The organism is Candidatus Methylomirabilota bacterium (assembly GCA_036005065.1).
In the GTDB taxonomy this organism is placed as follows: Bacteria; Methylomirabilota; Methylomirabilia; order Rokubacteriales; family DASRDR01; genus DASYQW01.
The window spans coordinates 1-19,062 of record DASYQW010000169.1; the positions used below are offsets into that span (position 1 = coordinate 1).

Consider the following 19,062-nt stretch of genomic DNA (forward strand, 5'->3'; position numbering starts at 1 on the left):
GGCGGCGCGGCCCTGCTCGAAGCGCGCGATGCGCAGCCCCTCGGCGTGCTCGACCTCGCCCGCGTCGGGCGCGAGCGTGCCGGCGAGCAACTCCAGCAGCGTCGTCTTGCCGCTGCCGTTGGGGCCGATGACGCCGATGCGCGTGCCAGGGCCGATGACGAGGTCGAGATCGCGAACCAGGAGCCGGCCGCCGAGTGACTTCGTGAGCCCGCGGGCGGCGACGAGCCGCCGCGTGCGCCGCTCGCTGCCCGCGAGCTCGATGCCGGCGGCCGCGGCGACGGAGGCGGTGCGCGTCCGGGCGTCGGCCAGCTCCTCGATGAGGCGGCCCGCCGCCTTGATCCGGCCCTGGGCCTTCGTGGACCGCGCCTTGGCGCCGCGGCGGAGCCAGGCGATCTCGCGCCGGACGGTGTTGGCGAGCGACTCCTGGTAGGCGGCCTGGCCGCGGAGGAGCTCGTCGCGCCGGGCCAGGAAGTCACTGTAGCGGCCATCGGCCTCGAAGAGGCCGCGCGGGTAGACGGGGCTCAGCTCGAGCATCCGCGTGGCGATGTGCTCGAGGAAGTAGCGGTCGTGGCTCACCACCAGGCAGGCGCGCGCCTCTACGGTGAGGACCTCTTCGAGCCACAGGATGCCGTCGACGTCGAGGTGGTTGGTGGGCTCGTCCATCAGGAGCACGTCGGGGGCGCCCGCCAGCTCGCGCGCGATGGCGAGGCGCTTCTGCCAGCCGCCGGACAGCGCGTCGACCGCAGCGCGCCCGTCCGCGAAGCCGGCGCGGCCCAGCGTCTGGGCCAGTCGGCCGGGCCGCTCGGCCTCGTCGACGGCCTCGAGCGCAGAGGCGAGCACGTCTAGGACGGTGCGGCCCGCAGGAAAGACGGGGTCCTGCGGCACGTAGCCGAGCATGATGCCGCCGCGGAGCGACCGCGCGCCCCGGTCGGCCGGCTCGAGGCCGGCGAGGATCCGCAGCAGCGTGGACTTGCCGGAGCCGTTGGGCCCCACCAGGCCCGCGCGCTCGCCCTCGAAGAGCCCGAAGGAGAGGTCGTCGAAGAGGCGCCGCGTGCCGTAGGCCTTGCTGACCGACTCGCACCCGAGGAGGAGCGTCCGGGCCATGCGGCGCTATTATACGCAGCGTCCCGCCGGAGGGGCGCCGCGGAGATGCGCTTCCGACTCACGCCTGACGAGCGCCGGCAGCCCGGCGCTCACGTCTTCCGGGGATTGACACGGTCGAGGGGCCGCCAGTAACGTTGGACGCGCCCTCGTCACGCTGGTGTCGAAAGGAACCGGGATGAAGATCAGCGCCTTTCACCTGATGCCGTACCGGGAGCTCCCCTCGGATTTCGAGACCCGCTACGAGTCCGTCTGGGTGACGCCTCCGTGGTGGGAGCTGGCCGACGCCCGCCGGGTGGGCCAGTACTACAACTGGACCCTGGACGAGCTGCTCTACGCCGCCCGGTGCGGGTTCGACGGCATCTGCACCAACGAGCATCACCAGAACGCCTACGGCTTCATGCCCAACCCCAACCTCATGGGAAGCATCCTGGCCCGGCTCACCACGGGCCTGAACGTCGCCATCGTCCAGATGGGCGCCACCCTCCCGACCTCCAATCCCCCGATCCGCGTCGCCGAGGAGTACGCCATGCTGGACTGCATCAGCGGGGGGCGGCTGGTGGCCGGCCTGCCCCTGGGCAGTCCCATGGACGTGAACCTCTGCTACGGCATCACGCCGATGGAGCACCGGGAGCGCTACCGCGAGGCCTTCGCCCTGACGCTCAAGGCCTGGCAGGCGCGCGAGATCTTCCCGTGGAACGGCCGGTACTACCAGCTGGCGAACGTGAACCTGTGGCCCCGGCCCATCCAGCAGCCCCACCCTCCGGTGTGGGTCCCGGGCTCGGGGAGCGTGAGCACCTTCGACTTCGCCGTCGAGCACGACGTGTGCTACTGCTTCCTCAGTTACTCCGGCGCCCGGTCGGCCAAGAGCATGATGCAGGGCTACTGGGAGGTGGCGGCCCGGAAGGGCCGAGACGCCAATCCCTACCGCGCCGGATTCCTCCAGCTGGTGGCCGTCGCCGAGACGGACGCCCGTGCCGAGGAGCTCTACGCGCGGCATGTCGAGTACTTCTATCACAAGTGCCTCCACGTGCCGGGCCCGTGGTTCTCCCCGCCGGGCAACCAGGACTACCAGAGCCTGGTCGCCACCACCCGGAACCCGGTGCGCCGGCCGGAGAACCCCAAGGACCTCCGCTACCGGGACTTCGTGGAGAAGGGGTACGTCATCGCCGGAAGCCCGGCCACCGTGCGCGACCGGCTCAAGGAGGAAGTCGTCAACGGCCTGCACGTGGGGAACCTGATGCTCCTCGTGCAGATCGGCTCGATGCCGCACGAGCTGGTGCTGGAGAACATCGAGCGCCTCGCCCGAGAAGTGCTGCCGCACCTCCGGGGGATCTGGGACGACGAGGGCTGGGTGAACCACTGGTGGCCGCAAGGGCTCCGCGAGACCACGGCGCCCCCCGTGACCGCCTGGGTGTCGGGGGACGCGCGCTGACCTCCACGCGGGAGCGGACCCTCGCCGTCTGGCACAGCCGGATCCGCATGCGCGTCCTGTCGAAAGGCGACGGTCCCCCGCTCGTCTTCTTCCACGGTCCCTGGGGTCTCCAGTGGGATCCGTTCCTGGACGAGCTGGCCGGAAGCTTCACCGTCCATGCGCCCGAGCACCCCGGCACCTCTCCCGGACGGCCGGACGACATCTACCAGCTCGACGGGCTGTGGGACCTGGTCCTCTGCTACGACGAGCTGCTGGAGGGGCTGGGCCTGGAGAGCGCGGCCTTCGTCGGCCACTCCTTCGGCGCGATGGTGGCCTGCGAGGTGGCCGCGGCCTACCCGGGCCGCGCCCGCCGCCTGGCGCTCATCGATCCGCTCGGTCTCTGGCGCGAGGACGCGCCCATCGTCAACTGGATGCTGCTCAACCCCCGAGACCTCCCCGGTCACATCTTCCGCGACCCCGACGGGGACGCCGCCCGGCGGATGTTTGCCCCCGCCCAGGACCCGGAGGCCGTGGCCATGGCGCGGGTTCGGCTCGTCTGGGCCGTGGGCGCCAGCGGGAAGTTCCTCTGGCCCCTCCCCGACAAGGGGCTGAAGAAGCGGATTCATCGCGTCACCGCGCCCACGCTGCTCGTCTGGGGCAAGGAGGACCGCCTGGTGCCGCCCATCTACGGCGAGGAGTTCGCGCGGCGCCTTCCCGGGGCGCGGGTCGAGATCGTTGACCAGGCGGGGCACGCGCCGCATCTGGAGCACCCGGAGGCGGTGGCCCGCCTGGTGCGCGACTTCCTGGGTCAGTAGCTCCTCGGGCCTGACAAGCGCAAGAAGGAGAGCATCATGCATTTGTTCAAGCTGTCCGTCCTCGTGATTCTCGGCGCGGTCGTGCTCGGCGCGACGATGGCGGTGGTGATGCCGCAGGCGGCCCGTGACCGGGTGGCGCTCGCTTCCAGCGGCCCCGAGCCCGGAGACCCCGACGCGGGGCAGCCTTTCCAGGCCAACGTGACGCTGAGCATTCCCGGCCCCGAGACCCTCGGGTCCTTCGCGGTCCCCGTGAACCGGCGGCTGGTCATCGAGCAGATCGCCGTCCGGGCGGCCACCCCGGCCGGCGACATGACGGCCAAGTTCGAGGCCCTGGGCACGGCGGGCGGGACGGTCTTCGGCGGCTGGCTCGTGCTGACCCCGCAAGGGACGTTCATCAGCCACCGGAACTTCTACGGGCTACACCACGTGCGCATCTACGCGCGACCCGGCTCGCTGGTCCGCGTCCGCGCGTCGCGCAACAACCTGACCGGCAGTGGCTTCGCGAACTTCAGCTTCTCCGGCTACCTGCTGAGCCCGCCCGCATGACCCACCGCTGACCGCGGACGGAGCTGTCGACGTGATCGGGCGCACGACCCCGCTCGGCCTCGGATCCGGCGAGGTGAGCTTCGCGGGCGAGACCTAGGTCATTTCGGGGGGGCTCGGAAGACCCCCCCGATGCCCCCCGTCGTGGCGGCGGCGAAGCCGCCGCTCGGAGCGCTGCTCGACGCATGGGCCGCTCGGGGCGAGCTGCCTGGTTACTCCGACACTCCCGCTACGGCGTGGGCGGGCGGATCGCGTCGATCAGGCCGTAGGCGAGGGCCTCCCGGGCGTCGAGGTACCGTCCCCGCTGCATGTCCCGGGAGATCTCCTCGGGCGGCCGGCCCGTGGCCTGCGCGAGGCGAGCCTCGAACCTCCAGAGCCGGTCGAGGTGGTGCTGGCTCTGCGCGGCGAGCCGGTCGGCGGCGCCGGAGAGCTGTACCGTCGGCTGGGCGAGCCGGAAGCTCGCGTGGGGCGAGGCGGAGCGCTGGTCCGCGACGGCCACGACGCCGAGGGCGGGCCCCCCGGCCTGCCCCCGGCAGTGCGCGCGCACCGGCGCGCGGAGCAGGTCGAGGGTGTCGATGAGGACGAAAGCCGCCTCGAGCGTGCCGTCCGGGCTGTCCAGCGAGAGCTCGATGGGCCCGTCGCCGGTGGCGTCCAGCGTCATGAGCTCCGCCGCCGCCCGGGCCGCGACGGCGTCGTCGAGCCGGCCGGTGACGAAGACCATCCGGCGCTCGAACAGCCGCTCCTGCAACCAGGCCGGCGGGCCCCCGCGGCCGGGTGACTCCTCCGGGCGAGGCGCCGGCTCGCGCGTCACCTGTCTCCCCTCGCCCGGAGCTGCCAGTCGAGCCGCCGGCCCAGGGCCGCCGCGTATCGCTCCAGTGTCGTGAGCCGGACGTCGGCCGCCCCCGACTCCAACCGGGCCACCGCGGACTGTGACGTGCCCATGCGCGCCGCCACCTCGGTCTGAGACAGGCCAAGCGTGCGCCGGCGCGCCACCAGGCTCGCCACGAGCTGCCGCCGCCGCTCGGCCATCTCGCGGAATCCGGGGAACGCCGAGCCCTGGCCGCGGGTCATCTCGAATGAGGTATATCACATCCAGTATGGACCGGCAATCGATCGACCGGCGAAGGCGCGCCGGCACCTCGACCGCCGCCCGGACAGCGCGCACCGCACCAGCTCCTCCCCTCCCCACCGAGCGCGGCCAGCGCGGGCAGGCCGAGCGATAGATGATGCCTGTGAGTCAGCCGCAGTATAGACTCCGGGTTGGGGAGGTGCGAGTCTTCCATGACGTCACGGCGGAAGCCGTCGAGGTTCTCGCGATCGTCACGAAAGCCGAAGTGGCGCACGGGCTTGCCGAGCACGGGACGCCCGATGCGCCGGGTGGCGCTCGCTGATTGGTTCGATTATCGTCTGGAGCACCATCCCGACTTTTTGCGCCGGGTGGCCGAGGCGCGGGACGCGCTGAGGAGTGGGCGCGGTGTTCGACTGGAGGACCGGCCATCGTAATCGCCGGTTCTGGTGATGCCGCACTTACCGAAAGCCAGGTTCGCGACTCGTTGTGATCGTCGGTCGCCCGATCCTGCCCTGCCACAGACCGGGGCTGGCGCGGTACGCCCCGGCTGCTGAGCGCTGATGGGCGAACTCAGGTGATGTGGCGATTTCTTCCTCTCGCTGGCGCCGTGCTCTTCGTCGGAGTCGTATGCTGTTGGCGGCCGTGGCTGCAATTCCGTCGGCACGGCACCTGGGGCATCATCCTTTTCCGCTCGAGGAGCCGCGGCCAAAACCTGCGAGACAGCCTGGGTGTGGTGCTGTTCGTGTTCCTCGTCGGGCAAGCCATCATGGCGGCCGGATGGCCCGATTCGCTTTCGCCGCTGGGCGCGGACCGCCGCTCGAGCCCGGAACCCTGGCAAGTCATGGGCGCGGTGCTGTTGGGTGGAGGGGTCCTTCTCCTCGTGACGGCTCAGCTCCACCTCGGCGCTTCATGGCGGATCGGGATCGACGAAGGTGCGAGCCCCGGGCTGGTAACGAGCGGGCTCTACCGCTTTTGCCGAAACCCGATCTTCCTTGCCTTGCTCGTCACCCTGAGTGGTTACACACTGATGCTCCCGACGCGGCTTTCGCTCGGCCTGCTGCTGGGCGCATACATCGGTGTTCGGCAGCAGGTGGCCGCGGAAGAAGCGTACCTGCTGCGGACGTATGGGGAGAGCTATCGCGAATACGCGCGCCGGGTCGGACGGTTTTTGCCCGGACTAGGGAGGTTTCGGTGATTCCGGATCTGCGGGTGAACGCGTAGCCGGGATGGGTATGAGCCTGTTCTCGTCGAACCTTCTCGAGGCCGAGCTTCGGTCGGCACTGGCCCGCGAAGGGGTCTCCGGAGACGCCGCCCAAGACCTCGTGGCTGGCATCACCTGGGTTCATCCGAATCGACCGCTCACCCAGGAATTCGATCGGATCACGACACTGGGCTATCTCAAGGGCGCGGAACTGTGGCACCTTGCATGCGCGTTGTTGCTCGCCCCTGACGGCAGGGACCTCGCGTTCATGACGCTCGACCGGTCACAACAACGCGTGGCCGCGCGACTCGGCTTCTCGTCCGAGATCTGACGCATCCTGATGAGCCCGGGCGACTCGTCATCGGCTGAGTCACCCCGGCGACCCCGAGGTCACTGCGCGGGCATCTGCGGGTCCAGGACGTCGCGCAGGCCGTCCCCCAGGAGGTTGAAGCCCAGCACGGTCACCGCGATCGCCGAGCCCGGCAGGACGGCGATCCAGGGATCGATCAGCATGTACTGCCGGGACGCGCTCAGCATCAGCCCCCACGAGGCCGTCGGCGGCTGCGTCCCCAGCCCCAGGAAGGAGAGCGCCGCCTCCGTGAGGATCGCCGTCGAGAGCGATACCGTGGCCTGGACCAGGATCGGGGCGGCGACGTTCGGGAGCACGTGGCGCAGGACGATCGCCAGGCTGGAGGCCCCGATCGCCCGCGCCGCCTCGATGTAGGGGAGGCGGACCACGGCCAGCGTCGGCCCGCGCGCCACCCGCGCGAAGGTCGGCGAGTAGACGATCCCGATCGCCAGCATGACGTTGGTCAGGCTGGGGCCCAGCACGGCCGTGATGGCAATGGCCAGGACGAGCGGGGGCATCGACAGCAGCATGTCCATGACGCGCATGGCGGCGTCGTCGACGAAGCCGCCGTGGAAACCCGCCACGATCCCCGACGTCCCGCCCACCGCCAGCGCGATCAGGACGGCCAGCACGCCCACGTACAGGGAGACCCGGGCGCCGTGGATCAGCCGGCTCAGCTCGTCCCGCCCGAACTCGTCGGTCCCGGCCAGGTACGTGCCCCCCGGCGGCAGCAGCGGCTTCGCGATCTGAGCCACGGGGTCGTGCGGAGCCAGGACCGGCGCCGCCAGCGCCACCAGTATCACCACCGCCACCGTGGTTCCCCCGATGAGCGCGACGGGGGTCCGCCCGAGCGCCCGCGTCAGTCGGGCGCGGCGCGCCGGCCGGGCCGCCGCGACGCGCGGCAGCGCGACGACGTCCCGGGCGGTATCGGCGTCACTCATACCGGATGCGCGGATCGAGGTAGGTGTACAGGAGGTCCACGCCCAGGTTGATCACGACGAACGTGACGGCGAAGAGCATCACGGTCGCCTGGACGACCGGGTAGTCGCGCTGGTAGACGCCGTTGAGGAGCGTCCACCCCAGGCCCGGCAGCCCGAAGATCTGCTCGGTGATCACGACTCCCCCCAGCAAGTAGCCCATCTGGAGGCCCAGGACGGTGACGATCGGGATGAGCGCGTTGCGCAGGGCATGCCGGAGGAGGACCGCGCGCGCCGACAGGCCCTTCGCCCGCGCGACCTTGACGAAGTCCTGCCCGAGGACCTCCAGCATGGACGAGCGGGTCATGCGGACGACGACGACCGAGAGCCCGAGCGCCAGCGACAGCACCGGGAGGAACATCTGCTGGAGGTTGACCCACGGGTCCGACCACGGGCTCACGAAGATCAGCGCGGGCAGCCAGCCGAAGAGATGGGAAGCGGTGATGATGAGCAGGACGGCGATCCAGAAGCTCGGGACCGAGAGGCCCAGGAGGCCCACGATCTGGACCCCCGTCTTGACCCGCATGCTCCGCGAGACGCTGGCCAGGACGCCGAGAGGGATGCCCACCAGGGTGACGCCGAGGACGGTGAGGAGGGCCAGCTCGATCGTCACCGGCAGGCGGGAGACGAGCAGCTGGGCCACCGGCTGGCCGGAGCGAAACGACCAGCCGAGGTCTCCCCGGAGCATCCCCCGCAGCCAGAGCGCGTACTGCACCGGCACCGGGCGGTCCAGGCCGAACTCCCGCAACACCGCGGTCCGCTGCTCCCGGCTGAGCTGGCCCTCGGTGCCGGCGATGATGTCCACGATGTTGCCGGGCAGCAGGCGCACCAGGAGAAAGATCAGGACCGAGACGCCGAGCAGGGCGACCACGGTCCACAGGGCGCGCCGTGCAAGGTACCGCATGCGTACTCAGCCTGGTTCGAGGCCGCCGTCCCGGGGGGAGGCAGGCCCCGAAGCGTTCGCCGGAGGGCGAACGCCGCGGCTTCGCCGCGGGGGCCGTCGGAAGGGGGGCAGAGCCCCCCTCCGAGTCCTCAGGCGAGCCAGGTCTTTTTCAGGAAGAGCCGGCGCCCCGTGAAGGACTGGGCATACCCCTGGACCTTGCTGGACACCGCCTCGATGTTGAACTTCGCATACCACCACCAGTTCGGGCTCTCCTCGAGCAGGATCCGCTGGGCCTCGTGGTAGAGCCGGCGGCGTTCCGCGTGATTGGAGCTCTGGCGGGCCTCGACGAGCAGGGCGTCCACCCGCGGGTACGGTCGGTCGCAGCCGCCCTTGTTGAGGTCCCCTTTCGAATGGAAGTAGGAGTAGAGGAACCCGTCCGGATCGGGACGGAAGGTGTTGGCGGAGGAGTAGACGTCCGAGCCCTCCTTGCCGCAGGACCGGTTCGACTTGGCGTTCTCGGCCACGAACGCCCCCCACTCCATCTGGGTGACGGTGACGTCGACGCCGATCTTCTTGAGCGACTCCTGGATCACCAGCGTCGCGGCGACGAACTCGGGGTACTGGGGCGAGCACTTGATCTCAACCTTGAAGCCGTTCGGGTAGCCGGCCTCGGCCAGGAGCTTCTTCGCGCCCTCGACGTCCGCCTTGAGGTAGGGCAGGGTCTTGGGGTCGAGGTACCAGTCGCCGTAGCCCGTGGGGACGGGGCCCGAGGGCACCGCGGCGCCGAACGCCGCCTTCTGGATCACCTCGTTGGTGTCCACGGCCATCCGCATCGCCCGGCGGACGCGCGCGTCGCTCAGCGGCTTGTTGAGCACGTTGATGTAGTGGAGGACGACCCAGGCGAACGGGCTCTTCGCGACGGTGATCCCGGGGGCGCCTTCGAGCTGCGCCGCGCCCTGGGCGGACAGGAAGGCGTACTGGATCTGGCCGGCCCGGAGCGCGGCGATCCGGGCGTTCTCCTCGGTCAGGACCTTGAAGGTCATCCCGTCGAGATACGGCAGCGGCTTGTCCCAGTAGTCCGCGTGGCGCGCGTAGACGATCCTGTCTTGCGGCACGTACTCGACCAGCTTGAAGGGACCGGTGCCGATGCCCCGGATCTTCAGGTTCTCCTTCTCGGCCAGCCCCTTCGGGATGATGCCCGCCGCCCGCATGCCGGCGAACGAGCCGACGAGCGGATAGGGCGCGTCGAGGTTCATCTGGACCGTGAGGGGATCGACGACCTTGATCTCCTTGATCGCGTTGAGCCAGCTCACCCACGGCGATGCGGTCTTCGGGTCGAGGACCCGGTCGATCGAGTACTTCACGTCGTCGGCCGTCATGGTCTGGCCGTTGTGGAATTTCACGTTGGGTCGGAGCTTGAAGGTGTACGTCTTCCCGCCGTTGGTGATCTCCCAGCTCTGCGCCAGCGCCGGCACGATGTTGGTCTTCTCGTCGTACATCGTCAGGCTCTCGTACATGTGGTCGTAGGCCTGCACCGACGAGAAGTTGGAGCCCGTGTGGGGGTCCAGGGCGATGGGGTCGATCTCGGCCGCGGCGATCACCGTGCCGCCGTGCCTCGGCGATCCGGTCGTCTGGGCGCGCGCCGGCCGGGCGGTGGCGCCGAAGAGCTCGAGCCCGGCCAGGCCGCCGCCGAGCGCCAGTCCCCCGCCCAGGAGCCCCCGCCGAGTGAGACCCCGATCCGACTCCGATCCCGTCCGTGCCATACGCGGCCCTCCTTTGTGGGTGCTCCGGCACCCGTTCCGCATCCGAGAGATTCCCTGGCTGTGGGCGGCGACACGCCCCACCGCCCCCGGGATGGTGGGGGCCACTCTAGCACAGCGCGGACAGACTGGCGACTCGGGACCGGATGATCTATCCTCGGAGGGTCCCGGGCGCGCGGCGCGGACCGCCTCGCGCGAGAAAGGCGCTCGAATGCCGGAGCCTTCGCCCTTCACGGTCCAGCGCGACGTCCCTCAGGTCATGCGGGACGGAACCATCCTCCGGGCGGACGTCTACCTGCCGAAGGACGGGGGGCCGTTCCCCGCCCTGCTCGAGCGGACGCCCTACAGCAAGGACAACTCGCCCGAGTGTCAGGTGGGCGCCCCGCCGTTCTTCGCCTCGCACGGGTACGCCGTGGTGATCCAGGACGTCCGCGGCCGCTTCGCCTCCGAGGGCCGCTTCGTCCCCTTCCACGACGACGGCTGGGGCCCGACTCGAGACGGCTACGACACGGTCGAGTGGGTGGCCGCCCAGCCGTGGTGCGACGGCCAGGTCGGCACCATCGGCGGGTCATACGCGGGCGCCACCCAGTACCGTCTGGCGCCGACGCGGCCACCCCATCTCCGCGCCATGTACGTGCGGGAGTCGTCGGCCGACTACTGGGCGGAGTGGGTGTACCGGGGGGGCGCCTTCGAGCTCGCCTTCATGCTGGAGTGGACCGTCAAGTGGACCTACAACAACCTGGCCCGTCTGGCGCCGAGCCCCGAGGAGCACGCCCGGCGGAAGGGCATCCTCGAGAAGGCCCTCGGCGATCTCGAGAGCTGGCACCGGCAGCGGCCCCTCCATCCCAACCCGCTGGTCGAGGGCCTGGACGACTGGTTCAACGAGTTCCTGGCCCACCCCGCCGACGGCCCGTTCTGGTGGCGGTGGAACATCACCCACCAACACGCCGAGGTGGACACGCCGATCGTGCATCTCGGCGGCTGGTTCGACATCTTCCTGGCCGGGACGCTCAAGAACTTCGTCGGCCTGCGGGCCAAGGCCCGGAGCCCGGCGGCGCGCGACGCTCAGCGGCTGGTCATCGGGCCGTGGGTGCACGGTCCCTGGAACATGGCCAAGAGCGTCCAGGGCGAGGTCGACTTCGGCGCCGACGCGGTCTGGGACTACAACGCGAAGCGGCTCCCCTGGTTCGAGCACTGGCTCAAGAAGGCGCGCAACGACGTCCAGGACGAGCCGCGGGTCCAGCTCTTCGTCATGGGCGAGAACCGCTGGCGGGCGGCCGAGGAGTATCCGCTACCCGGCACCCGCTACACGCCGTGGTACCTGCGGGACGGCGGGGCCCTCGCCGCGGATGCGCCGGCCGGCGCCGAGTCGGCCGAGGGCTATCGCTACGACCCCGACGATCCCGTGCCCACCCTCGGCGGCGCGACGCTGAACATCCCGGGCGGCGCCTATGACCAGCGGCCGATCGAGGGCCTCGCGGTCCGCTGCCTCACCTACACGAGCGCGCCGCTCGAGCGCGATCTCACCATCGTCGGCGATGTGCGCTGCGTCCTCCACGCCATGTCCTCGGCGCCCGACACCGACTTCGTGGTCCGCCTGACCGACGTCCAGCCGGACGGGTTCTCCCGCCTCCTCTGCGACGGCATCCTCCGCGCGCGCTACCGGGAGTCCGGCGCGCACCCGACGCCTCTCACGCCGAACCAGGTGTACGAGTTGACGGTCGATCTCTGGGCCACGGCCAACACCTTCCGGCGGGGTCACCGGATCCGGGTGGCGGTCACCTCCTCGAGCTTCCCGCGCTTCGACCGGAACCCGAACACGGGCGGCCCGGTCGCCGCCGAAGCGCGCGGCCAGGTCGCGCTCAACACCGTCTTCCACGACGCCCGTCGGCCCTCGCGGATCCTCCTCCCGGTGATCGAGAGCTGAGTACCCGACCGTTCCACGGCGCCCGGTCGCGTGTGCCCAGCTCCCGATTTGCCCCTTGTGCCATATGGCATTATACTAAATGCCAGATGCCTGAGGGGAGGTGGCCGACGATGGTCACGGCGGACCGGATTGTCGAGACGTTGGGGGGACCGCGGGTCCTCAAACGGAAGGCGTCCACGATCGAGGAGCTTCATACGCAGCTCCGGGCCGGCCTGCCCTACTCGGCGCTCGAGGCGGTCGCCTCGGGCTTCAAGATCGGGACAGCGGAGCTCGGCGTCGTCCTGCACGTGCCGCCTCGAACGCTCGCCCGACGGAAGCGTGAGAAACGCCTCCACGCCGACGAATCGGATCGACTCTTCCGCCTGGGCCGGATCGCCGCCCTGGCCGAGGAGGTCCTGGGCAGCCGGGAAAAGGCCATCCGGTGGCTCCACCAGCCCAACCGGGCGCTCGGGAACGCCGTGCCGCTGCGCCAGCTCGACACCGACCTCGGCTCTCGCCAGGTCGAAGACCTCCTCATCCGGATCGCCCACGGGGTCTACAGCTGATCCGCGTCTGGCGGGTCTGCCGCCGGCCGCACGGGACCTTCGACGGCGAGGGCGCCCGGCTGGCCGGAGGGCGCTGGAATCACCGCGGCGTCGCGATGATCTACACCTCGGGTACCCTGTCACTCGCGGCGCTCGAGTACTTCGTTCACCTGGACCCGGGCGAGGCCCCGGCCGATCTGACCGGAATCCCGGCCGATATCCCGGACACGGTCTCCCGCCATGAGATCCGGATCGAGGGGCTCCCGGAAAACTGGCGGAGCCATCCCGCTCCCGGGCGTCTGGCCGAGCTCGGCTCGGAATGGGTGCGGTCCGGCCGGACCGCCGTGCTGGTCGTCCCCTCGGCGGTCGTTCCCCGGGAACCCAACTACCTGCTGAGTCCGACCCATCGAGACTTTCGCCGGATTCGGGTCGGGACACCGGAACCCTTCGGCTTCGATCCTCGGATGTGGAAGCGCTGACGTGAGCGCGCGCTGCGCTCAGCCGGAGAGGGCTTCGACAGCCTCCTCGCTAGAGTCCGAACCAGCCGCGGAACTCGCTCACCAGTCGCCGCTCCTCCGGCTCGGAGACCTCCTTGGTGAGCGGCTTGATGCGGATCGAGATCGTGTCTCCGCTGCCCCACGGCCACCAGGCGGCGGACATGATCACCGGACCGTCCTCGCCCATGACGAAGAGCTCCTGGCCCGCGCGGAGACCCCCGAAGAATCGGGCGGCATCGCGAACGACCGGTGCCGCGACCTCGATGGTCTTGATGTCCCAGTGTCCGGGAAACGTGCGCTCGAGCAGGGCGTGTACCGCCGCGCGGTCGTCCTCCCGGAAGGGCGACAGGGCGGCGTGGAATCGGCCGTCCCACTCCCACTTGAACATCCGCTCGCCACCCTTCACGATGGCTTCGCACGCGGCCTTGAGGCGACTGAGCTCCACGGGTACGTTGGGCATGGCCGGGTCCTCCAGCACGCCGAGGGTAGCGCCGTTACCGCGCCGAATCAAGCCTCACGGCCGGCTAGACCGGCGGCCGCCGCTCGTGCCAGTCGGTGCGGGCCTGAAAGGCGCGCGCCGCCGCCAGGACCCGATTCTCCTCGTAGGCCCGCCCCATGAACTGGAGGCTGGTCGGCAATCCCCGGTCGCCGAAGCCGTTCGGCACGGCCACGGCGGGGAGGCCGGCCCCGTTGCCGATGGCGCCCACGAGGTCGGGCAGGGACCCGCCGGCCGCGCTGCGAAACTCCTGGTCGAGCGGCGAGGCCACCACGGCTCGGCCGGGCGCCACGACGGCGTCGAACCGCGCGAGGAGCCGATCGACCTCGCGGGCCACGATGCCCCGGAGGCGGAGCGCCTTGAGGTAGTCCTTGGCGAGGATCGCGTCGCGGGCGTAGGCCTGGTAGCGGTCCTCGGGCGCCGTGAGCTCGGCGATCACGCCCTGCTCCACGAGGTCCTCGAAGGCGCTGGCCGCCTCGACCTGGAGGATCGTCCGCGTGACCTGCTCGTAGGGGAGATCGGGGAACTCGACCTCCTCGACCGTGCCGATGCGCGCGAGCTCGTCGAGCGAGCGGGCGAAGCTCGCCCGGACGTCGGCGTCGCAGGGCTCCGTCACGCGCGCCGGCACCGCGAACCGGAAGCGCCGGCCCGGGGGATCGGAGGCGTCGTAGCGAAACGGCCGGGCGGTCGTCGTGGGATCGGCGGGATCGGGTCCGGCGATGGCGTCGAGGACGAGCCCGCAGTCGTCCGCGGAGCGGCCGAGCGGCCCGATCTTGTCGAGCGTCCACGCCAGCGCCATCGCCCCGTGGCGACTGACGCGGCCGTAGGTCGGGCGGAGCCCGGTGATCCCGCAGTTGCCCGCCGGCGAGAGGATCGAGCCCCACGTCTCCGAGCCGATCGCGAAGGGCACGAGCCCGGCGGCGACGGCGGAGCCCGACCCGCTGGACGAGCCGCCGCTCCAGGCGGTGACGTTCCAGGGGTTGACGCCCGGTCCCGTGAAGGAGGCGTGGGGCTGGCGGTACCCCATGCCACCGGCCAGCTCGACCATCGCCAGCTTGCCGAGGAGGACGGCCCCGGCGTCCGCCAGCTTCCGGATGACCGTCGCGTCCTCGTCGAAGGTCTGGCCCCGCAAGGGGGCCGCGCCCCAGGAGGTCGGGATGCCGCCGCCGGTGGCCAGGAGGTCCTTGGCGCCGTAGGGGATCCCGTGAAGGAGGCCCCGGTAGCGGCCCGCGGCGATCTCGCGCTCCGCGCGAGCCGCCTCCTCGAGCGCACGCTCCCGCGTCACGGTGACGACCGCGTTGTACTTCGGCCCGAGGGTCTCGAGCCGCTCGAGGAACGTCTCGGCCAGGGCGACCGGCGAGACCCGGCGCGCCCGCACCCACTCGGCGAGCCGCCGCACGGGCACGAACACGGGATCCGGGCTCACGGATCACCCCGGAAGGGCACGAAGGGCGGCCACGGCTCGTCGATGTTTCGAAGCCGCACCGCCCGCAGGGCGCGCGCCTGCGCCACGATCCCCTCGATGGCCTTGCGCACCCCCTCGAGCTGGGCGTCGGTCAGCCGGTCCCCGTACCGCTGGCGCACCAGGGCGAAGAGGGTCTCCACCTCGTCGTCGCGGCGCCCGTCGGGCTCGGCCATCGGCGGCGGCTCAGGTGGCGCGCATGCGCGGGTCGAGGAGGTCGCGGAGCGCATCCCCGACCAGGTTGATGGCGACGACCACGGCGAAGATCGCGAGGCCGGGGAGGAGCGCGACGTGCGGCCGCAGGATGACGAACTGGCGCCCGGTGGCCAGCATGCTGCCCCAGTCCGCCGTCGGCGGCTGGGTTCCCAGGCCCAGGAAGGAGAGACCCGCTGTCGCCAGGATCTTCGCGCCGACGTCGAGGCTGAAGGCCACGATCACGGGCGACAACAGGTGGGGCAGCACGTGGCGGGCGAGGATCGCCGCGTCGGGGCTGCCGAGCGCCCGCGCCGCCTCGACGAACTCCCGGCTGCGGACCGAGAGGACCACGCTTCGCACCAGCCGCGTGTAGAACGGAAACCCGACGATGGCGATGGCCAGCATGGCATTCCGGAGCCCCGGCCCCAGTCCGGCGACGATCGCGATCGCCAGGAGGATGTAGGGAAACGCCATCAGGATGTCGGTCAGCCGCATGACGATCGCCTCGGCCCAGCCGGTATGGTAGCCGCCGACGATCCCGAGCGCCACCCCGACGAGCATCGCGAGGGCGGCCGTCCCGACCCCGGCCAGGAGCGAGATCCGGGCACCCCACACGAGGCGGCTCAGCATGTCGCGGCCAAACTCGTCGGTCCCCAGGAGGTGGCCCGCTGTGAAGGGAGACCGGAGGCGGTTCGGGGTGTCGACCGTGTCGGGATCGACCAGCGGCAGCCAGGGCGCGGCCGCGGCCGCCATCAGGGCGAGGGCCAGAACCAGGACGGCCGCAGCCGCCAGGCGGTTCCGGGCGAACAGCCGCCACGCCGCGGATCCCGCCACGGCACCGGCGCGCGGGCCGGCGGGCCGGGGCCGCGCCTCGAGCGTGTCGAGCCGGGCGCCGATCGCCGCGTCCGCGTCACTCATAGCGGATGCGGGGATCGAGATAGGCGTACAGCAAGTCGACGGCGAGGTTGATGAGGGCGAAGCTCAGGGCCACCACCAGGACACAGCCCTGCACGAGCGGGAAGTCGCGGGCCAGGATGCCCTGGACCATCAGCGTCCCCACACCGGGCCAGGCGAAGACCGTCTCGGTCAGCACGGCGCCGCCGAGGAGATAGCCGGCCTGCACGCCGACCACGGTCACGATCGGCATGAGCGCGTTCCAGAGCCCGTGCCGCACGACCACCGCCCGCTCGATCATCCCCTTGGAGCGCGCCGTCCGGATGTAATCCTGCCCCAGCACCTCGAGCATGCTCGAGCGCGTGAGCCGCGCGACGATGGCCGTCGAGGCGGCGCCCAGGGTCACCGCCGGCAGGATCAAGTGCGCGAGGAGGTCCACCACCCCGCCGCCGCCGTACGGGGCGGACATGCCGGAGGCCGGGAGCCACCCGAGCCAGAGGGAGAAGAGGACCATGAGCACGATGCCGAGCCAGAAGACCGGCATGCTGGCGCCGAAGAGCGACACGACCGCGCTCACGCGGTCGAGGAACGAGTTGCGCCGCGTGGCCGAGGCGATCCCGAGGGCGATCCCGCCGACCGTCGAGAGCAGGAGCGCGCTCCCGGTGAGGACGAGCGTCGCGCGGAACCGGTCGAGCACCTCGCGGAGGACGGGCCGCCTGGTCCAGATCGACCGGCCCAGATCGCCCTGGAGGACGTGGCCGAGCCAGCGGAGGTACTGGATCGGGAACGGCTCGGTCAGGCCGAGCTCGGCGCGCAGGCGAGCCAGGTCCTCCTGGGTCGCCTGCGAGCCGAGCATGATCTCGGCCGGGTCACCCGGCGAGAGGTGGAGCACGAGGAACACGACGACCGACACCCCCGCCAGCACGGGCACGAGGGAGAGGAGCCGCCGGGTGAGATAGCGGCGCAACGCCCGTTCCGGTCCCCGGGACCTACCGGAGGGAGATGGTCTCCACGCGGAGGTCGAAGCTCGGGTGGAGCTTGAGCCCCTGCACCCGTCGCGAGAATGCCGCGATCTGGATCTCGTGGTCGATGAACACCCACGGCGGGTCGTCCACGAGGATGCGCTGGGCCTCCCGGTAGAGCTCGGCCCGCTTGCTCTGGTCGGTCACGCTCCGGGCCTGGTTCAGGAGCTCGTCGAGCCGCGAGTTCTTGTAGAGGGCGCGGTTCGGCCCGGTCGGCGTCCACTGGCTGGAGTGGAGCAAGGGATAGACGACCAGGTCGGGGTCCTCGGCGCCCGCCATCCAGGACAGCGCGAACAGCTCCTGCTCCTTGGAGCGGAGCTTGGCCAGGAAGGCGCCCCACTCCATGGTCTGGAGCGTCACGTTGACGCCCACCGCGCGCAGGTTCGACTGGATGACGGTGGACATCGCCACCGGCGACTGCATGCCGGAGCCGGACTCGGGCACCCACAGGGTCGTCGCGAACCCGTTGGGATAGCCGGCCTCGGCCAGGAGCTTCTTGGCGCGCTCGGGGTCGTAGGGGTACGCCTTGAGCGCCGGGTCCGCTCCCCAGGTGTCGGGCAGGACGGGGCCGCGCGAGACCGCGCCCGTCCCCTTGAGGACGTCGCGGACGATCGCCTCCTTGTTCACCGCGAAGTTCAGCGCCTGGCGCACGCGCTTGTCGTCGAAGGGCTTCTTCTGGTTGTTGATCCCGAGGTACCAGACGTGCGCGCCCACCTGCTTGAGGAGGCCGATCTTCGGGTTGTTCTCGAGCTGGGCGACGAAGTCCGGCGGGACGCCCACGATGAGGTCGAGCGAGCCGGTCAGGAGCTCGGTCAGCCGGGCCTGGTCCTCCACGATCGGGCGAAAGACGACGCGCTCCACCTTGACCGGGTGCTTCCAGTAATTCGGGTTCCGCTCCAGGACCACCCGCTGGCCGCGCTCCCAGCTCACGTAGCGGAACGGCCCCGTTCCCACCGGGTTCAGCGCGTAGTCGGCGCCGTGCTTCCGCACCGCCGTCGGGCTCACGATCGACGCGGCCCCGGCGGCCAGGACGCTCAGGAACGAGGCCCGGGGCTCCTTCAGGACGAACTGGACGGTGTCGTCCGAGACGACCTCGACGGCCTTCACGTTGCCGAAGAAGTAGGCCGCGAAGGGATACTTGCCGAGCTTGTTGAAGGGATGGTCGGGATTGAACTGCCGCTCGATCGAGAACTTGACGGCCTCGGCGTTCAGCGGGGTGCCGTCGTGGAACTGGATCCCTTTCCGGAGCTTGAAGGTGTAGGCGAGCCCGTCCCGGGAGATCGTCCAGGACTCGGCGAGGTTCGGCTCCACCCGGGTGCTCTCGTCGGCGAACGTCACCAGGGTCTCGGCGATGCGCCGGGAGACGCGGTTCGAGTTGAGGTCGGTCACTTGCGGCGGATCGAGGTTCACGGGCTCGGCCACCAGGCCCACGACCAATGTGCCGGCGGCACCCGTCTGAGCCTGCCCCGGCTCGGGGGCCGCACCCAGCGCGATCAGTCCGGCCAGGATCCAGAGCCACGCCTGCTTCATCGTCCCCTCCTTCTCCGCGTCTCGGCGTCCTCTCGGCGAGTGGCGCCATCCTAGCCATCCCGCTGTAGTCTGTCAAACGGCTTCACCGGACAGCCTCTTCCACACGGCGCCGAGCGCCACCTCGCCAGCGATCTGTCGGCGACAAACCCGATACCGGCGTCTCTTGCCGGGCTCACGGGCCTGTCGAGATCCTGACTCTCCGTCAACCCCTGATTCTTGCGGGGGCCACCCCGAACCGGCCGTCGGCTTGCACGAGGTTCCGCCTGGCTCGACCGTCGGGAAAGGAAGGTGGAACCATGAGAAGCGCTGCGATCTTCGCGGTGGCCGCGGCCCTGATGTTCGGCACCACGCCGGCCGCGCTCGCGTCCTCCAACGAGGACGCCGTGTCGGCCACCACCGTCGA

Annotated in this window: 20 protein-coding genes; 8 read left to right on the forward strand and 12 right to left on the reverse strand. The window is 70.8% G+C overall.

Going from position 1 to position 19,062, the window contains the following annotated elements:
• A partial coding sequence (locus VGW35_12250; protein ID HEV8308431.1) for an ATP-binding cassette domain-containing protein occupies positions 1–1,104 on the reverse strand: 1,104 nt, incomplete at its 3' end.
• Positions 1,105–1,279: 175 nt separating this feature from the next.
• Between VGW35_12250 and VGW35_12255 the strand changes: the two genes are divergently transcribed.
• From VGW35_12255 to VGW35_12265, 3 genes are read left to right on the forward strand one after another with little or no spacing between them, the layout of a single operon-like run.
• Positions 1,280–2,536 carry an LLM class flavin-dependent oxidoreductase gene (locus VGW35_12255; GenBank protein HEV8308432.1) on the forward strand — a complete coding sequence of 419 codons (1,257 nt, stop codon included), beginning with the start codon at positions 1,280–1,282 and terminating at the stop codon, positions 2,534–2,536.
• A gap of 47 nt (positions 2,537–2,583) precedes the next feature.
• The gene (locus VGW35_12260; GenBank protein ID HEV8308433.1) at positions 2,584–3,330 is read left to right on the forward strand and encodes an alpha/beta hydrolase; all 747 of its coding nucleotides are present in this window, start codon (positions 2,584–2,586) and stop codon (positions 3,328–3,330) included.
• Positions 3,331–3,366: 36 nt separating this feature from the next.
• Entirely contained in the window at positions 3,367–3,876 is a 510-nt protein-coding gene (locus VGW35_12265) for a hypothetical protein (protein HEV8308434.1), read from the forward strand.
• A gap of 226 nt (positions 3,877–4,102) precedes the next feature.
• Here VGW35_12265 and VGW35_12270 read toward each other — a convergent pair whose 3' ends face one another.
• Together VGW35_12270 and VGW35_12275 are read right to left on the reverse strand one after the other, a co-directional pair.
• Positions 4,103–4,684: an ATP-dependent Clp protease proteolytic subunit gene (locus tag VGW35_12270; protein ID HEV8308435.1), complete on the reverse strand. Its 582-nt coding sequence runs from the start codon at positions 4,682–4,684 to the stop codon at positions 4,103–4,105.
• Positions 4,681–4,944, reverse strand: a complete 264-nt coding sequence (locus VGW35_12275) for a helix-turn-helix transcriptional regulator (GenBank protein HEV8308436.1) — start codon at positions 4,942–4,944, stop codon at positions 4,681–4,683. The genes VGW35_12270 and VGW35_12275 overlap by 4 nt, the downstream gene beginning before the upstream one ends.
• Positions 4,945–5,672: 728 nt before the next feature.
• Between VGW35_12275 and VGW35_12280 the strand changes: the two genes are divergently transcribed.
• On the forward strand, positions 5,673–6,137 hold the full coding sequence (locus VGW35_12280) for an isoprenylcysteine carboxylmethyltransferase family protein (GenBank protein ID HEV8308437.1): 465 nt from the start codon (positions 5,673–5,675) through the stop codon (positions 6,135–6,137).
• Between the two features lie 37 nt (positions 6,138–6,174).
• Positions 6,175–6,474, forward strand: coding sequence for a hypothetical protein (locus tag VGW35_12285; protein HEV8308438.1), 300 nt, complete (start codon positions 6,175–6,177; stop codon positions 6,472–6,474).
• Positions 6,475–6,533: 59 nt separating this feature from the next.
• Here the strand turns inward: VGW35_12285 and VGW35_12290 are convergent, their stop codons facing one another.
• The 3 genes from VGW35_12290 to VGW35_12300 all read right to left on the reverse strand — a co-directional run bounded on the left by VGW35_12290 (position 6,534) and on the right by VGW35_12300 (position 10,115).
• Positions 6,534–7,433 carry an ABC transporter permease gene (locus tag VGW35_12290; protein ID HEV8308439.1) on the reverse strand — a complete coding sequence of 300 codons (900 nt, stop codon included), beginning with the start codon at positions 7,431–7,433 and terminating at the stop codon, positions 6,534–6,536.
• Entirely contained in the window at positions 7,426–8,373 is a 948-nt protein-coding gene (locus VGW35_12295; GenBank protein ID HEV8308440.1) for an ABC transporter permease, read from the reverse strand. The genes VGW35_12290 and VGW35_12295 overlap by 8 nt, the downstream gene beginning before the upstream one ends.
• Before the next feature lie 128 nt (positions 8,374–8,501).
• On the reverse strand, positions 8,502–10,115 hold the full coding sequence (locus VGW35_12300) for an ABC transporter substrate-binding protein (GenBank protein HEV8308441.1): 1,614 nt from the start codon (positions 10,113–10,115) through the stop codon (positions 8,502–8,504).
• A 208-nt stretch (positions 10,116–10,323) separates the two neighbouring features.
• Between VGW35_12300 and VGW35_12305 the strand changes: the two genes are divergently transcribed.
• From VGW35_12305 to VGW35_12315, 3 genes are all read left to right on the forward strand, one after another.
• Positions 10,324–12,039, forward strand: a complete 1,716-nt coding sequence (locus tag VGW35_12305) for a CocE/NonD family hydrolase (protein HEV8308442.1) — start codon at positions 10,324–10,326, stop codon at positions 12,037–12,039.
• A 110-nt stretch (positions 12,040–12,149) separates the two neighbouring features.
• Positions 12,150–12,584 carry an antitoxin Xre/MbcA/ParS toxin-binding domain-containing protein gene (locus tag VGW35_12310; protein ID HEV8308443.1) on the forward strand — a complete coding sequence of 145 codons (435 nt, stop codon included), beginning with the start codon at positions 12,150–12,152 and terminating at the stop codon, positions 12,582–12,584.
• Complete coding sequence (locus VGW35_12315) at positions 12,584–13,042, forward strand: RES family NAD+ phosphorylase (protein ID HEV8308444.1); 459 nt, start codon at positions 12,584–12,586, stop codon at positions 13,040–13,042. The genes VGW35_12310 and VGW35_12315 overlap by 1 nt, the downstream gene beginning before the upstream one ends.
• Before the next feature lie 49 nt (positions 13,043–13,091).
• Here the strand turns inward: VGW35_12315 and VGW35_12320 are convergent, their stop codons facing one another.
• The 6 genes from VGW35_12320 to VGW35_12345 all read right to left on the reverse strand — a co-directional run bounded on the left by VGW35_12320 (position 13,092) and on the right by VGW35_12345 (position 18,659).
• Complete coding sequence (locus VGW35_12320) at positions 13,092–13,520, reverse strand: hypothetical protein (GenBank protein ID HEV8308445.1); 429 nt, start codon at positions 13,518–13,520, stop codon at positions 13,092–13,094.
• A gap of 64 nt (positions 13,521–13,584) precedes the next feature.
• The gene (locus VGW35_12325) at positions 13,585–14,982 is read right to left on the reverse strand and encodes an amidase (GenBank protein ID HEV8308446.1); all 1,398 of its coding nucleotides are present in this window, start codon (positions 14,980–14,982) and stop codon (positions 13,585–13,587) included.
• Positions 14,979–15,194, reverse strand: a complete 216-nt coding sequence (locus VGW35_12330) for a hypothetical protein (protein HEV8308447.1) — start codon at positions 15,192–15,194, stop codon at positions 14,979–14,981. The genes VGW35_12325 and VGW35_12330 overlap by 4 nt, the downstream gene beginning before the upstream one ends.
• A 10-nt stretch (positions 15,195–15,204) precedes the next feature.
• The gene (locus tag VGW35_12335; protein ID HEV8308448.1) at positions 15,205–16,131 is read right to left on the reverse strand and encodes an ABC transporter permease; all 927 of its coding nucleotides are present in this window, start codon (positions 16,129–16,131) and stop codon (positions 15,205–15,207) included.
• Positions 16,124–17,074, reverse strand: a complete 951-nt coding sequence (locus VGW35_12340) for an ABC transporter permease (GenBank protein ID HEV8308449.1) — start codon at positions 17,072–17,074, stop codon at positions 16,124–16,126. The genes VGW35_12335 and VGW35_12340 overlap by 8 nt, the downstream gene beginning before the upstream one ends.
• A gap of 22 nt (positions 17,075–17,096) precedes the next feature.
• On the reverse strand, positions 17,097–18,659 hold the full coding sequence (locus VGW35_12345; GenBank protein HEV8308450.1) for an ABC transporter substrate-binding protein: 1,563 nt from the start codon (positions 18,657–18,659) through the stop codon (positions 17,097–17,099).
• Positions 18,660–19,062 lie beyond the last annotated feature (403 nt).